Source organism: Ancylobacter pratisalsi, from assembly GCF_010669125.1.
Lineage (GTDB): Bacteria > Pseudomonadota > Alphaproteobacteria > Rhizobiales > Xanthobacteraceae > Ancylobacter > Ancylobacter pratisalsi.
This window is the reverse complement of record NZ_CP048630.1, coordinates 2326233-2340463: the sequence shown is the minus strand read 5'-3', so window position 1 is coordinate 2340463 and position 14231 is coordinate 2326233. Positions and strand designations below refer to the sequence as shown.

The following is a 14231-nucleotide window of genomic DNA, read 5'->3' as shown; positions in this document are numbered from 1 at the left end:
TCTCATGAGGTCCCTTCAGCACGTCGCCCTATCCCGTTCGCTCCGCCTGTCGCTTGGCGGCCTTGCCCTGCTGGCCGCGCTCGGCGCGCTCGCGCCCCACCAGGCCGGCGCCCAGGGCGGCAGCAACGTGCCCAACGCGTTGCAGGGCTTCGCCACCAATCGCGACCAGCCGATCCGCATCGACGCCAACAGCCTCGAAGTGCGCGATCAGGAAAAACAGGCCATCTTCAGCGGCAATGTCGTGGTCCAGCAGGGCGACACCACCATGCGCTGCAAGGAGCTGGTGGTGTTCTACGACGGCAAGGGAAGCGGTGCGGCCTCCGAGAGCACGGCCATGGCTTCCGGCAGCCCGATCAACTCTTCCTCGGTGCGGCGTCTGGAAATCAACGGCTCGGTCGTCGTGACCACCAAGGAACAGACCGCCACCGGTGACCAGGGCGTGTTCGAATCCGCGGCCAACACCATCACCCTGACCGGGAACCCGGTGGTGCTGAGCCAGGGACCGAACGTCATCCGGGGCAAGAAGCTCACCGTGGATCTCACCACCGGCACCTCGCGCTTCGAGGGCGGCCGGGTCGAGAGCCTTCTGGTGCCCAACAGCATGAAGCAGACGGACGCCCCCGGCGCCAAGCCGGCGGCCAAACCCGCAACCAAGCCGGCGCCGCGCCCCTCGTCCAAACCGGCTCCCTGACGTCAGGCCCGGCGGATAGCCCGGCGTCGGCGGTCCTCCCGCCGGCACCCGGCGCGGGCGACTTGGCGCGCGGCAGCTGCCTGCGGCGCCCCCGCGGCAGGCCGCAAGCCCTTGGCGCACAGCGCGGCAACGCCTTTCGGCCCGCTTTTTGCATCAGACATTTGCCAGCTTGGCCCGGACCGTCTATCACCTTCGTCAGTGGGTTATACCACGGAGGTGCGCGTGGGACTTTTTTCCGGACTAGGTGGCCGCGGCGGCAGGTCGTCGTCAACCGGCAGTGGATCGTCCGCGGAAAGGGCGTCACGCGGATTCGGCTCCGGCGGCCGGAATGGCGCGGACCCCTCGGCCGGCGTCGCCCTCGTCGCGCACGAGGTTGAGGATATCCCGCGCGGCGACCACCGCTCCGCGCCCCAGCCCGGCCCGGCCCGGCCCATCGCGCAGGTGGCCCCCGGAAAGGGCGTGCTCAACGCCGTCGCGCTGGCCAAAAGCTATGGCGGACGCAAGGTGGTGCGCGAGGCCAGCCTCCATGTGCGCAGCGGCGAGGCCGTCGGCCTGCTCGGCCCCAACGGCGCCGGCAAGACCACCATCTTCTACATGATCACCGGCCTGGTGAAGGCCGATGCCGGGCGCATCGAGCTTGACGGCCATGACGTGACCCACCTGCCGATGTACCGGCGCGCGCGGCTCGGCGTCGGCTATCTGCCGCAGGAAGCCTCGATCTTTCGCGGCCTGTCGGTGGAAGACAACATCCGCGCCGTGCTCGAAGTGGTGGAGCCCAGCCGCAAGAAGCGCGAGCAGGACCTCGATGCGCTGTTGGAGGAGTTCCGCGTCACCCATGTGCGCAAGTCGCCCTCCATCGCGCTGTCGGGCGGCGAGCGCCGCCGCGTCGAGATCGCCCGCGCGCTCGCCACCCGCCCCAGCTTCATGCTGCTCGACGAGCCGTTCGCCGGCATCGACCCGATCGCGGTGGGCGACATCCAGACCCTGGTGCGCCACCTCACCCAGCGCGGCATCGGCGTGCTGATCACCGACCATAACGTGCGCGAGACGCTGGGCCTCATCGACCGCGCCTACATCATCCATTCCGGCACCGTGCTCATGGAAGGCTCGCCCGACGACATCGTCGCCAGCGAGGACGTTCGCCGGCTCTATCTCGGCTCGGAGTTCAAGCTCTGATGGCCGCCGCTCCGCCCATCGTCCCCTTCGACGTCTCCGGAGAACGCGTTTCATGTCGCTGAGTCCGCGTCTCGAATTTCGCCAGACCCAGTCGCTGGTGATGACGCCGCAGCTGATGCAGGCCATCAAGCTGCTTCAGCTGTCCAATCTCGACCTGGTGGCCTATGTCGAGGCGGAGCTTGAGCGCAATCCGATGCTGGAGCGCCAGGTCGAGCCGAATGGCGAGCGCACGCAGGAACCCGAGGCAGGGGCGGACACCGGCGAGGACAGCGGCAGCCGCGAGAACCAGGAAGCCAGCGGCACCCAGGAATTCGGCGAGACGCAGGAGTTTCGCGACGGGCAGGATCTTCGCGACGCCCAGGATTTCCGTGACGCGCAGGATTTCCGCGATCCTCAGGAAACCCGCGATGGCGACGCCCGCACCGAGGGCCATGAGGCCGCGCTGCCCGAACGCGACGATTCCGACTGGCTGGAGGAACGACTCGATTCCAGCCGCAGCACCATCGAGGACCGGCTCGACACCACCCTCGAGAACATCTACCCCGACGACAATGGCCGCGAGCCGGCCGCCCCCACGGTGCCGGCCGGCGAAGGCCCGTCCTATTCCGAATGGGCGGGCGTGGGCGGCGGGGGGCGCGATGAGGAGGGCTACAATCTCGAAGCCTTCATCCCCACCGAGACCACCCTCGCCGATCATCTCGAAGCCCAGCTCTCGCTCGCCATCCTTGATCCCGCCGAGCGTCTGATCGGCGTCAACCTCATCGATCTCATTGACGAAGCCGGCTATCTATCGGGCGAAGTGTCCATGGTGGCCGAGCGCCTCGGCGCGCCGATGGCGACCGTGGCGAGGGTGCTGGAAACGATCCAGAGCTTCGATCCGCCGGGCATCGGCGCGCGGTCGCTGTCGGAGTGCCTCGCGCTCCAGCTCAAGGAACGCAACCGGTACGACCCCGCCATGGCGGCGCTGCTGAGCCATCTGGAGTTGCTGGCGCGGCGCGAGTTCGGCACCTTGAAGCGGGTGTGCGGCGTCGATGACGAGGATCTGGCCGAAATGGTCAGCGAGATCCGCCGGCTCAACCCCAAGCCCGGTCTTGCCTTCGGTTCCGGCGTCATCCAGCCCATCGTGCCCGATGTCTTCGTGCGCGGCACCGCCGACAACTGGCTGGTGGAGCTCAACTCCGACACCCTGCCGCGCGTGCTGGTGAACCAGGCCTATTACTCGCGGGTGCAGAAGGCGACGCGCAACGACCGCGAGAAGGCCTTCCTCACCGACTGCATGCAGACCGCGACCTGGCTGACCCGCTCGCTGGACCAGCGCGCGCGCACCATCCTCAAGGTCGCGATCGAGATCGTGCGCCAGCAGGACGCGTTTCTCACCCTTGGCGTGCAGCACCTGCGCCCGCTGAACCTGCGCATGGTGGCCGACGCGATCGGCATGCACGAATCCACCGTCTCGCGCGTCACCTCGAACAAGTACATGGCCACGCCCCGCGGCATCTTCGAGATGAAGTACTTCTTCTCCTCGTCGATCTCTTCCTCCGATGGCGGCGAGGCTCATTCGGCCGAATCGGTGCGCTTCCGCATCAAGCAGATGATCGATGCCGAGTCGCCCGACAGCGTGCTCTCCGACGACACGCTGGTGCAACTCCTGCGCGAAGCGGGCATCGACATCGCCCGGCGCACGGTGGCCAAGTATCGTGAAGCCATGCGCATTCCCTCCTCGGTGCAGCGCCGCCGGGAGAAGCAGGCGGCCATGGCGGCGGGCTGAACTCGGCGGTTTTGAGCGGGGCGGCGATGAACCTATCCACCGCCCTCGTTGACACTTTCCCTCGCGGCTCCTACCACTTTTAAGCACCGGCCGGGCAAGTAGGGGGTTCGGGCGGGTTGCGGGGCGCCATGTTACGTGAATGCCACCGCCACCTGCTCCAGCAGAGGAACTAGTCACGATGCCGCTGCGGGTTTCTGGGAAAAATCTCGATGTAGGTGAAGCGTTGCGACAGCGGGTCTCCGACCGCGTCGCCGGCGCCATGGGCAAGTACTTCGACGGCGGCTGGTCAGGCCATGTCACCGTCGCGCGGGAAGGGTCGGGCTATCGCTCCGACTGCGCGCTGCATCTCGACAGCGGCACCATCCTGCAGGCCCATGCGGACGCGCAGGATCCCTATTCCAGCGCCGACGCGGCGGTGGAGCGGATCGAGTCGCGCCTGCGCCGCTACAAGAGCCGTGTGAAGCGACGCACGCCCAATGGCGAGGCGATCACCCTTGCCGCCGAGAGCATGCCGCTCACCGTGCTTTCCGTTCCCGACCACGAGGAAACCGACGAGGTGGATCTCGACGGGTGGAGCCCCACCGTGGTCTGCGAAGCCAATGCCGACCTGCCGCAGTTCTCGGTCAGCGACGCGGTGCTTGAGCTGGATTTCTCCGGCGCCAGCGCCATCGTGTTCCGCCATGCCGGCCATGGCCGCATCAACGTGGTCTACCGCCGCGCCGATGGCCATGTGGGCTGGGTCGATCCGCCGGCCACAGCCAAGGCGGATGACGTGCATTGACCTGCCACCGATCTGATCGGCGCGCGCGCGCGAGCAAAGCCGTGCGCGCGCCACGCCCCGCTGCCACGATCCGGATTCTCCCATGGCGCTGAATGACATTCTGGCGTTGTCTGCCGTTTTCCCCGCCCTTCGGGTAGCCAGCAAGAAGCAGGCGCTTCAGGAACTGGCGGCCCATGCCGCGGAGATACTGAAGCGGGACGAGCGCGAGATTTTCGAGACGCTGAACCAGCGTGAGCGTCTCGGCTCCACGGGGGTCGGCAGCGGCATCGCGATTCCCCACGGCAAGCTGGCCAAGATGGACCGGCTGTTCGGCATGTTCGCCCGGCTGGAGAAGCCGGTCGATTTCGAGGCGCTGGACGGCGAGCCGGTGGATCTCATCTTCCTGCTGCTCGCCCCGGAAGCGGCGGGCGCCGACCACCTCAAGGCACTGGCCCGCGTCGCACGCCTGCTGCGCGATCCGGAGGTGGCGCGAAAGCTGCGCACCTCGCGCGAAGCCAGCACGATCTATTCCATCCTCACCGGAGAGGCGGCGACCGACGCCGCCTGAGCTCCGCGCCGCGTGCGCCAACTCCCGGCGGGAACCGCCCAGGAAGGCTCTCAGGAACGCCCCACATGGATGAAACCAGCTTTCCCGCCAATCTCACCCTTGACCCGGCCCAGTGCCGCGCCGCGCGTGCCATGCTGAATTGGAGCCAGGAGGAGCTTGCCGGACGCGCCCATGTGACGGCGGCGTGGCTGGAGGCGTTCGAACAGGGCCGCGAGCCCGGCACCGACCGCGATCCGGGCGAGGCGGAGCGCCTGCGCCGCACCTTCGAGGAAGCCGGCATCGAGTTCCTCGGATCCGGCGAGCCCAGCTCCGGCGGCGGGCGCGGCCTGCGCCTGAGCCAGAAGGGCGGCTACATTCCCAGCGAGCAGCTCAGCTCCGCCAACGACGTTTGACCCGGCGCTCGGCGCCCTGCCGCGCGGCCCGCTGTTTCGCCGGCCGGCAGCGATTCGCGCAGCCGCCTGCGTGCCCGGCCCCCACGCCACGACGCGTGGGCCCGAATTGCCCCCGCTCGCGGCGGGAGACCGCCACAGGGCGCGGGATTCCCGTCAACTTTACGTTACGTAATATATACAGCGATGGCGGATCCGCCGCGCCGCCCGCTCAGCTCGCGCCGCGCTCGGCCATCAGCCGCACCACCGCCGCACGCAGATCGGCGATGCCGGTGCCCTCGCGGCTGGAGGTCGCGAACACGGTGGGGAATGCCGCCGGCCGGCGAATCAGCGCGGCCTCGGTCTCGGCGATGCGCTCCGCCAGCGCCGGCGGCCTGAGCTGGTCGGCCTTGGTCAGCACGATGGCATAGGAGCACGCCGCCCGGTCGAGCCCGTCCAGCATGTCGGTGTCGATCGGCTTCAGTCCGTGGCGGGAATCGATCAGCACGAACACCCGCGCCAGATTCGCCCGCCCCCGCAGGAAGGCGTGGACCAACTCGGTCCAGGCGTCGACCTTGTCCTTCGGCGCCTTGGCAAAGCCGTAGCCGGGCATGTCCACCAGCGTCAGCTGCGGGCCGAGGCGGAAGAAGATCAGCTCCTGCGTACGTCCCGGCGTCACCGAGGTCCGCGCCAGCGCCTTGCGCCCGGTCAGCGCATTGACCAGGCTCGACTTGCCCACATTGGAGCGCCCGGCCAGCGCGATCTCGATGCCCTGCATCGGCGGCAGGGTCGGGATCGACGGGGCGGCGGCGAGGAATTGCCAATCGCCGGCGAAGAGCTTGCGCCCGGCCTCGATCAGTTCGTCTGACATATCGGTCTCGTTCATCCACCGCTTATCGTCCGGCCCGGCCGGTTCCGCAAGACGAAGCGTGCGCACGGGCCGAAACGAGCGCGGCGGGGACCGCCCCCTGGGCCGTCCCCGCCGCCATATCCCGTCAGCCCGTCCGCGCGCGGGGCGCGGTCGCTATCCCGCTTTTGGTTTCTTGTCGCGGACGAACATGCTCTTGAGATTGCCCCACAATTCAACCTTCACGCCATTCTTGCGCATGATGATCGACTGCTGGATCACCGAGAGCGTGTTGTTCCACGCCCAGTAGATCACCAGGCCCGAGGCGAAGCCGGCCAGCATGAAGGTAAAGATCAGCGGCATCCAGTCGAAGATCATCTTCTGGGTCGGATCCGGCGGGGCGGGGTTCAGCTTCATCTGCGCCCACATGGTGCAACCCATGATGATCGGCCACACGCCAAGCATCAGGAAGTGCCCGATCACCGGCACCGTCGCCGGGTCCCAGGGAATGAGGCCGAACAGGTTGAAGATCGTCGTCGGATCGGGGGCCGAGAGGTCCTTGATCCAGCCGAAGAACGGCGCGTGCCGCATTTCGATGGTGACGAACAGCACCTTGTAGAGGGAGAAGAACACCGGGATCTGGATCACGATCGGCAGGCAGCCGGCCACCGGGTTGATCTTCTCCTTCTTGTAGATCTCCATCATCGCCTGCTGGAGCTTGACCTTGTCGTCGCCATAGCGCTCGCGCAGGCCCTGGATCTCCGGCTGCACCGCCTTCATCTTCGCCATCGAGGCGTAGCTCTTGTTGGCGAGCGGGAAGAAGATCAGCTTCACCAGCACCGTCACGGCCAGGATCGCGAGGCCGAAATTGCCGACCAGGTGATAGATCCAGTCGATGACGATGAACATCGGCTTGGTAATGAAATAGAACCAGCCCCAGTCGATCAGCAGGTCGAAGCGGTCGATGTTGTACTGCTTCTGGTAGCCATCCACCACGCGCACCACCTTGGCGCCGGCGAACAGGCGCCCGTCCGTGGTCGCCTTGGCGCCGGGCGCCACCGTGACGGCATCGCCCAGGAAGTCGGTCTGGTAGATCAGGTCATTGCCGGTCTGCGTCGCGGAGAAGCGCGCCTGCACCTTTTCTTCCGAACCGGGAATGACGGTCGCCGCCCAGTACTTGTCGGTGATGCCGAGCCAGCCGCCGACAGAGGGGAAGGTCTGGCTCTTCTTCTCGGCAATGTCCTTGTACTTGATCTCGTGCAGGCCGCCGTCGGTGGTCACCCCGATCAGGCCTTCATGCAGGATGTAGTAGCCCAGCGTGTGCGGCGTGCCGTGGCGCGAGACCAGCGCATAGGGATGCAGCGCGATCTGCTCGCCGGTCGCGTTGTCCACCTCGTCGACCACATGGAACATGTAGTTCTCGTCGATCGAGATGGTGCGCAGGAAGGTCAGGCCCTCGCCATTGTCGTAGCTCAGCACCAGCGGCGTGGTCGGCGTCAGCGTGGCGCCTTCGGGGGCGGTCCAGACCGTGTCGGAGCCCGGCACCTTCACGTTCGAGCCGGCGCCCGGCACCCAGCCGAATTCGGCGTAGAACGGGTTCGGCCCGCCCGAGGGCGAGAGCAGCACGATGATCGGGCTGGTGGGGTCCACCGTCTCCCGATAATCCTTCAGCGAAAGGTCGTCGACGCGCCCGCCCTTCAGCGACACCGAACCGATGACGCGCGGGGTGTCGATGGCGACGCGCGGCGAGCGGGCCAGCGCTTCGGCACGGGTCATCGCCTTCGGCGGCAGAGCCGCGGGGGCGGGGGCGACAGTTCCCGGCGCGGGGGCGGCAGACTGGGCGCCCGGCTGGGCCGCCTGCTGGGCTGTCTGCTCCTGGGCCTGCTGCTGGCGCTGCGCCTCCATCTGGGGGACGCCGGAGAAAAACTGCCAGGCGATCAGCACCGCCATCGACAAGACGATGGCGACGATCATGTTGCGGTTTTCACTGGTCATGGGCAGTTCTCTCCGTCGACGCCGGGTCGGGCGGCGGTGCCATGTCTGACGTCGCGAGCCTGGGCTTGCGCCGGCTTCCTGAGTGAAGCCGGGCGATGCCCCGCTCTATGTCGTTTACGAGATCGATGAAGGGCGCAGCGAGTGCGGCGCGGCGGGCGACTATCACATAGTCGAAACCCGCCCGTCCCGCGCGCGGCAAGGCGTCACGCACAGCGGCGCGCAGGCGCCGACGAATGCGGTTACGCTCCACGGCGTTGCCGTGTTTTTTCGTGACGGTCAGTCCAATGCGCGGCGCAGCTTCGTCCGCGCGGTCGCGGGCCTGCAACAGCAGCGGCCCTGCGTTGGCGCGCAGCCCGGCGGCTGCGGCCAGAAAGTCTTTGCGCTTGACGAGCCGGTGCATACGGGCGCCGATCTTCAGGCAGCAGGGCAGCGGCCCCAGCCATAGGGGGCCGAAATCGGACGTCAGGCCGAAAGGCGCTTACGACCATGAGCCCGGCGGGCGTTCAGAATCTTACGGCCGTTGCTGGTCGCCATGCGCGCACGAAAGCCGTGCCGACGGGCGCGCACGAGCTTGCTCGGTTGATAAGTGCGCTTCACGGGTTCTTCTCCGCTTTAATGGTTAGGCCACCGGTTCGAGAGTCACCCCTGATCCGGCCAGCCGCGAAAACGCCACGGTACCGATGCGCAAATAGGGGGACCACCCGACCGCCGGGCAGCCGAGGTTCGGGGCGGCTTATAGGGGCGGCGCCCGCGCGAGTCAATCACGTCGCGCAAGGTTCCGGCGGCGCGGCGGCACACCGGCGGGTCTGACGTAGCGCGAGGAATCAAAGCCTCGCGGCGGGCCGCAAGTCGTCGCCGCAGGTCCTCACCGCCCCACGCCGCGGGCGAAACCCGCCGTGCGACGGCGACATCCCCCGGCCGGAAAAATGGGAAGCTAAATCAAGGATCGGCGTTCGCAGATCTGTCCACGGCCACAGCGCGTACTATATCACGCGAATGAGAGGTGTCCTTGCGTTGCCGCATTCGTCGGGTCCGATGCGGGAATCAGGGCGGCCACCGCCCGGCGGGAAGCCGGACCATTCGCGGTCATCCGGGCACGGCGAGGTGAGATGAACAGGCGCGTGCACGTTCAGGACGGGTCGTCGGCGCTGCCTCCGGGACCCCCGGAAGGGCCGGAGGAAGCCCGTGCGGCGGCCGACACCCTTGTGGCGGCGGATGTCGCACGCCCCTCCTCCGCGCGCCATCTCGGGCTGTCGGGCAAGCTGCTCGCTTTCACCCTCGCCTTCATCATGCTGGCCGAGGTGCTTATCATCGTGCCGGCCGTGGCCGCCTTCCGCATCAACTGGCTCTCGGACCGGCTGGCGGGGGCGCGCACCGCCGCGCTGGTGCTCGATGCCGCGCCGGAAGACATGATCCCGCCCCAGCTCACCCGTGAGCTGCTGGGCAGCGTCGGGGCCATCACGGTGGCGCTCAAGCGCGACGATACGCGCCGGCTGCTCGCCTCCACCGACATGCCCCCCCATGTCGACCACCATGCGGATCTGCGCGATGTGTCGCCCTGGTTCGCGGTGTCCGAGGCGTTCGACACGCTGCTCGCGCGGGACGGGCGCACCCTTCGCGTGGTCGGCACCGCCCCGCGCGGCGGCGGCTTCGTGGAAATCGTCATCGACGAGACCCCGCTGCGCAAGGCGATGCTGCGCTTCACCCGCAACGTGCTGCTGATCTCGCTCATCATCACCGCGCTCACCGGCGCGCTGGTCTATCTCGGCCTCGCCTGGATGTTTGTCCGGCCGATGCGCCGGCTTACACGGCGCATGATCGCCTTCCGCGAGAACCCGGCCCTTCCCGCGCTGGAGCTTGAACCGGTGGGCCGCATGGACGAGATCGGCCAGGCCGAGCGCGAGTTCGTCACCATGCAGCAGCAGATCACCGACACACTGCAGCAGAAGACCCATCTCGCCGCCCTCGGCCTCGCGGTCTCGAAGATCAATCACGACCTGCGCAACCTGCTGGCCTCGGTGCAGCTCATCTCCGACCGCCTTGCCGACATCGACGACCCCGCCGTGCAGCGCTTCACCCCCAAGCTGGAGGCCGCCCTCGATCGCGCCATCGCCTATTGCGAGCACACCCTGGCCTATGGAAAGGCGGTGGAGCCCGCCCCGCAGCGGCGCATGGTCGCCCTTGCCGCGCTGGTGGGCGAGGTACGCGGCACGCTGGGCCTCGGCGAGGAGACCAGCACCATTGGCTGGATCGAATCGATCGAGCGCGGCCTCATGGTCGACGCCGACCCGGACCAGCTGTTTCGCATCCTGCTCAATCTCTCGCGCAACGCCATGGATGCGCTTGCCGCCCGCGCCCCGAACGACCCCGAGCGCGACCAGATCCGGATCACCGGCCGCCGCGAAGGCGCCATCGTCGTCATCGAGGTGGCCGACACCGGCCCCGGCGTGCCCCAGCGCGCCCGCGCCCACCTGTTCGAGCCCTTCCAGGGCTCCGCGCGGCGCGGGGGAACCGGCCTTGGCCTCGCCATCGCTGCCGAGCTGATGCAGGCCCATGGCGGCGACATCCAGCTCGTGCCGGGAACCATCGGCGCCACCTTCCAGCTTCGCCTGCCCGACCGCCCCGTCGACCTCGACGCCCACCGCGCCCAGCGCTCGCATGGCTGAACCGGACCGGCGCAGGCAGGGCCGGCCTGGCGACGAGAGGGTGACCCGCGCGATGACCCTGGCGGGAGAGCGCGCAGCCGGGGGCCCGAGGCGCGGCCGCACGCTCCTCGCGCTCCTCACCGTCCTCACGCTCCACCTCACAACCCTCACGCTCCACGCCGACGACATGGCCGAGATCCGCATCGATGGCGCGCGGATTCTCGTCGATGGCCGCCCCTTCGCGGTGCGCGGCGCGGCGGGAAACGGCCCCCTTGCCGAGCTCAAGGCCCTCGGGGCCACCACCATCCGCACCTATGGCGAGGACCCTGGGCCAACCCTCGACGCCGCCGCCCGGGCCGGGCTCAAGGTGATCGTCGGCCTATGGGTCGGCCAGCCGCGCCAGGGGGCCGATTACACCGACCCCGGCTTCGTCGCGCGCCAGCTGGATGATCTCCAAGCCATTGTTGATGCATACAAAAATCATCCGGCCGTGCTGATGTGGGGCATCGGCAACGAGGTCGAGGTCGACCTCGCGGACCCCGCTCCGGTCTGGCCGGAAATCGAGAAAGTCGCCGCGATGGTGAAGCGGCGCGACCCCGCGCATCCCACGCTCGCGGTCCTCGCCGAGACCGGCACCGACAAAGTCGCCCTGCTGCGAGCCCATGCGCCACACATCGACGTGCTGGGCATCAACTCCTATGGCGACGCACTGTACACCGCCCCCTCCCGCGCCCGCGGGCAGGGCTGGACCGGGCCGATCGTCATCACCGAGCTCGGCGCCCTCGGCCAATGGCAGGCCGCTGCCACGCCCTGGGGCGCCCCCTTTGAGCCCAGCTCGACCCAGAAGGCCATTCAATTCCGTCGTTATCTCAAAGCCTTGGGCGATGAAGACGTCGGCACCATCCTCTTCCTGTGGGGACAGAAGCAGGAGGTCACACCGAGCTGGCACAGCCTGCGTCTGGCCAATGGCGCGTGGCTGGAAGCCTCCGAGGCGATGGCCGATGCCTGGGGCGGGCACACGCCGGGCGGCAATCACGCGCCCCGCATCGCCTGGCTGCGCGTCGCCGGGGACCCCAGCGCGCCCTTCGCCTCCTGGCCCGCCAAGGCGCCGGGACGCGTGGAACTGGAAGCCTCCGATCCTGATGGAGACCCCCTCACCGCGACCTGGACCGTGATGGCGGAAAGCCGCGCAGCCGGCATCGGCGGCGATGCCGAACGCGTTCCGCCAACCTTTCCCGGCGCGGTTCGGGATGGAAACCTCAATAGCGCCGGCATCGGCTCCCTATCCCCAGGGCATTACCGGCTTTTTGTCGAACTGACCGACCCACACGGCGCCGCCGCCACCGCCAATCTGCCGTTTGAGATCCGCTGAACATCCACGCCCCGGCGGCGCCTTCGCGGTGGAGAAGACAGCGCATGCGCATTCTGCTGCGTGGGGGATATTGCAATACGCAGCGAAACGGGGTAGCTCACGGGCCCTCGACGTCGCCGCACGGTTTGACAGAGAGATTTGCCCATCACAAAAGTGGGCAAGGCGCCCGTAGCTCAGCTGGATAGAGCACCAGACTACGAATCTGGGGGTCAGGAGTTCGAATCTCTTCGGGCGCGCCATCTCGCTTTTTCCACTGTAAATCCCCTCTAAAGCCTTGAATGAAAAGGCTAAAGTGGGAGTTCGAAGTCCCTGATTCCGGCAGTATGCAATAGGCTCCAAAAAGGCCAGTCTGAGCACTGTTTTCTTGCCCAGAATGTCGGAGTTTTCCCATATATTCCAAGGGCTTGAAAGAAACGCCATCGCGAGTTCGAACGACTCCTCGAAGGTGTGCTTTGGCTTGCCGTTTTGGGCGAGTTTTTCCTCTGCCAGAATCTTCTCATTCTCAAGCTTGGAGACGCGCTTCTCGTAAGCAGCGATCACAGACCGATTGCCAGATTCGACAATGCGGTCGAGCAGGGCAGCGATCTGCTTTTCGATGGTGACGATACCGGCGCGCAGCGTCTTCGCGCTCTGCGAAGCCTGTGCAAGGCGCGCATCCCATGCGTCCTTGAACATCGCCTTCACGAGCTTGAACAGACTCTCTGACGGCTCCAGGCGCTGTAACACGTCCTCAAACTCACTCTCCAACTCTTCGCGCTTGATGGACTTGCGATAGCTCTCGCATCCCTTCGTCGCACAAAGGTAATAGGGATAGACCTTGCCCGTCTGGCTTTTCGACCAGCGCGTCGTGAGCGGCTTGCCGCAATCTTCGCAGAGATTGAATCCCCGAAGCGGGAAATCCGAACTTATGTCTTTGCGCGCCGCCGCTTTCGCGTTGCCTTTCAGCCGCGCCTGTATCTTCTCGAAAGTCTCGAAGGATATCAGGCCGTCGTGCTTTCCTTTCATCAGGGCAACGCCCCATGATGGCGCTTCGACATATCCGGCATAGACAACGCGCGTCAGCATGTCGTTGACACGCTGATTGCGGATTTCGCCGTTCGGCAAGTCCTTGAGGAATGACGGCTGCCGCTCAAGGAAGCGTTTCACTTCGACCTGAGTCGCAAAGCGCCCCGAGGCATAGCCTTCGAGTGCTTCCTGCAAGACCGAAGCGTTAGGCTCGTCGCGCACGAGAATCTTCCCGTGTCCGCTGACGCGCTCGTAGCGGTCGCCGACCGGAGCCTGAAACACCCAATATCCATTCTGCACACGCGCGCGCATGCGGTTCTTCGTCTGCTCGCCATTCTTCTGGCGCTGGTGCTGAGACACCGAAGCCAGTGGCCTGCCCCGATTGAGTGGTCCAGTTTGACCCTAATGCATAGTCGGCCTTTCTTCGGTTGCTTGTGCGGCACCTTGAGCCCCTCCCGCCGCCAGATCCGCTCCACCCGCTTGACGTTCACCGCCCACCCGGCGGCGTGCAGCAAGGCCGTGATCCGGCGATAGCCATAGCGTCCGTACCGGGTGGCGAGTTCGACGATGTCCGCGGTCAGGGCCGCCTCGTCGGCACGGCCCTCCGGCACCTTGCGTTGGGTCGATCGATGTTGCCCCAGAACCCGGCACGCCAGCCGTTCCGACACGCCGAGCTTGCTCACGACGTGTTCGACGCAGCGACGGCGCCGGGCGGGGCTCAGAAGTTTCCCGCCGCAGCTTCCTTCAGGATCAGCTTCTCGAGCGTCAGATCCGAGACCGCCTTCCGCAGCCGCTTGACCTGGTCGCTCTTCAGCCCGCCGAACTCCTTGCGCCAGCGGTAATACGTGAACGACGTCACCCCGATCGCCCGGATCGCTTCGGCAACGGGGCGCCCCTGCGACACCAGAACGTCGACCTGCCGAAGCTTCGCGACGATCTCTTCCGGCTTGTGCTTCTTCTGCGCCATTGCGCCATCCTCCAAAGGCCCGAAAGCCTACTTCACGGAGGACCACTTTTCAGGGGGCAGGCCATACCC

The 14231-nt window shown here is 67.0% G+C and carries 12 protein-coding genes, 1 tRNA gene and 2 pseudogenes; 9 read left to right on the top strand and 6 right to left on the bottom strand.

The window, feature by feature from the left end; all coding sequences use genetic code 11:
- The first annotated feature begins 4 nt into the window (after positions 1 to 4).
- From G3A50_RS11080 to G3A50_RS11055, 6 genes are all read left to right on the top strand, one after another.
- A complete protein-coding gene (locus tag G3A50_RS11080) occupies positions 5 to 691 on the top strand; it encodes an LptA/OstA family protein (RefSeq protein WP_163075333.1) in 687 nt (228 codons plus the stop codon).
- 381 nt (positions 692 to 1072) lie between these two features.
- Positions 1073 to 1867 (top strand): LPS export ABC transporter ATP-binding protein, encoded by a 795-nt coding sequence (gene lptB, locus G3A50_RS11075; RefSeq protein WP_425483473.1) that lies wholly within the window; start codon positions 1073 to 1075, stop codon positions 1865 to 1867.
- A gap of 52 nt (positions 1868 to 1919) precedes the next feature.
- Positions 1920 to 3635 (top strand): RNA polymerase factor sigma-54, encoded by a 1716-nt coding sequence (rpoN, locus tag G3A50_RS11070; protein WP_163075332.1) that lies wholly within the window; start codon positions 1920 to 1922, stop codon positions 3633 to 3635.
- Positions 3636 to 3813: 178 nt separating this feature from the next.
- On the top strand, positions 3814 to 4416 hold the full coding sequence (gene hpf / locus G3A50_RS11065) for a ribosome hibernation-promoting factor, HPF/YfiA family (RefSeq protein WP_163075331.1): 603 nt from the start codon (positions 3814 to 3816) through the stop codon (positions 4414 to 4416).
- 82 nt (positions 4417 to 4498) lie between these two features.
- Positions 4499 to 4963, top strand: coding sequence for a PTS IIA-like nitrogen regulatory protein PtsN (ptsN, locus tag G3A50_RS11060; RefSeq protein ID WP_163075330.1), 465 nt, complete (start codon positions 4499 to 4501; stop codon positions 4961 to 4963).
- Between the two features lie 65 nt (positions 4964 to 5028).
- Positions 5029 to 5355 (top strand): helix-turn-helix domain-containing protein, encoded by a 327-nt coding sequence (locus G3A50_RS11055; protein WP_163075329.1) that lies wholly within the window; start codon positions 5029 to 5031, stop codon positions 5353 to 5355.
- Between the two features lie 208 nt (positions 5356 to 5563).
- Here the strand turns inward: G3A50_RS11055 and yihA are convergent, their stop codons facing one another.
- From yihA to rpmH, 4 genes are all read right to left on the bottom strand, one after another.
- Entirely contained in the window at positions 5564 to 6217 is a 654-nt protein-coding gene (gene yihA / locus G3A50_RS11050; RefSeq protein WP_163075328.1) for a ribosome biogenesis GTP-binding protein YihA/YsxC, read from the bottom strand.
- Positions 6218 to 6355: 138 nt separating this feature from the next.
- Complete coding sequence (gene yidC / locus G3A50_RS11045) at positions 6356 to 8173, bottom strand: membrane protein insertase YidC (protein ID WP_163075327.1); 1818 nt, start codon at positions 8171 to 8173, stop codon at positions 6356 to 6358.
- Positions 8163 to 8573: a ribonuclease P protein component gene (gene rnpA, locus G3A50_RS11040; RefSeq protein ID WP_163075326.1), complete on the bottom strand. Its 411-nt coding sequence runs from the start codon at positions 8571 to 8573 to the stop codon at positions 8163 to 8165. Before rnpA ends, yidC begins: the two co-directional genes overlap by 11 nt.
- A gap of 62 nt (positions 8574 to 8635) precedes the next feature.
- Entirely contained in the window at positions 8636 to 8770 is a 135-nt protein-coding gene (rpmH, locus tag G3A50_RS11035; protein WP_163075325.1) for a 50S ribosomal protein L34, read from the bottom strand.
- Between the two features lie 512 nt (positions 8771 to 9282).
- Between rpmH and G3A50_RS11030 the strand changes: the two genes are divergently transcribed.
- From G3A50_RS11030 to G3A50_RS11020, 3 genes are all read left to right on the top strand, one after another.
- Positions 9283 to 10839 carry a sensor histidine kinase gene (locus G3A50_RS11030; protein ID WP_163075324.1) on the top strand — a complete coding sequence of 519 codons (1557 nt, stop codon included), beginning with the start codon at positions 9283 to 9285 and terminating at the stop codon, positions 10837 to 10839.
- Between the two features lie 52 nt (positions 10840 to 10891).
- The gene (locus G3A50_RS11025) at positions 10892 to 12190 is read left to right on the top strand and encodes a glycoside hydrolase family 2 TIM barrel-domain containing protein (RefSeq protein WP_163075323.1); all 1299 of its coding nucleotides are present in this window, start codon (positions 10892 to 10894) and stop codon (positions 12188 to 12190) included.
- 162 nt (positions 12191 to 12352) lie between these two features.
- Positions 12353 to 12429 (top strand) — tRNA-Arg (locus G3A50_RS11020).
- Between the two features lie 493 nt (positions 12430 to 12922).
- On the opposite strand, the pseudogene G3A50_RS22620 reads toward G3A50_RS11020, so the two are convergent.
- Together G3A50_RS22620 and G3A50_RS11010 are read right to left on the bottom strand one after the other, a co-directional pair.
- Positions 12923 to 13195, bottom strand: a pseudogene (locus G3A50_RS22620) (recombinase zinc ribbon domain-containing protein); the annotation flags it as partial.
- 386 nt (positions 13196 to 13581) lie between these two features.
- Positions 13582 to 14162 (bottom strand): annotated as a pseudogene (locus tag G3A50_RS11010) (IS3 family transposase); the annotation flags it as partial.
- Between the last annotated feature and the right edge of the window lie 69 nt (positions 14163 to 14231).

Bases quoted from the DNA above. Each gene is read 5' to 3' on its own strand.
- G3A50_RS11080 (WP_163075333.1), top strand. From the start codon at position 5: ATGAGGTCCCTTCAGCACGTCGCCCTATCCCGTTCGCTCCGCCTGTCG.
- rpoN (WP_163075332.1), top strand. From the start codon at position 1,920: ATGTCGCTGAGTCCGCGTCTCGAATTTCGCCAGACCCAGTCGCTGGTG.
- hpf (WP_163075331.1), top strand. From the start codon at position 3,814: ATGCCGCTGCGGGTTTCTGGGAAAAATCTCGATGTAGGTGAAGCGTTG.
- ptsN (WP_163075330.1), top strand. From the start codon at position 4,499: ATGGCGCTGAATGACATTCTGGCGTTGTCTGCCGTTTTCCCCGCCCTT.
- G3A50_RS11055 (WP_163075329.1), top strand. From the start codon at position 5,029: ATGGATGAAACCAGCTTTCCCGCCAATCTCACCCTTGACCCGGCCCAG.
- yihA (WP_163075328.1), bottom strand. From the start codon at position 6,217: ATGAACGAGACCGATATGTCAGACGAACTGATCGAGGCCGGGCGCAAG.
- yidC (WP_163075327.1), bottom strand. From the start codon at position 8,173: ATGACCAGTGAAAACCGCAACATGATCGTCGCCATCGTCTTGTCGATG.
- rnpA (WP_163075326.1), bottom strand. From the start codon at position 8,573: ATGCACCGGCTCGTCAAGCGCAAAGACTTTCTGGCCGCAGCCGCCGGG.
- G3A50_RS11030 (WP_163075324.1), top strand. From the start codon at position 9,283: ATGAACAGGCGCGTGCACGTTCAGGACGGGTCGTCGGCGCTGCCTCCG.
- G3A50_RS11025 (WP_163075323.1), top strand. From the start codon at position 10,892: ATGACCCTGGCGGGAGAGCGCGCAGCCGGGGGCCCGAGGCGCGGCCGC.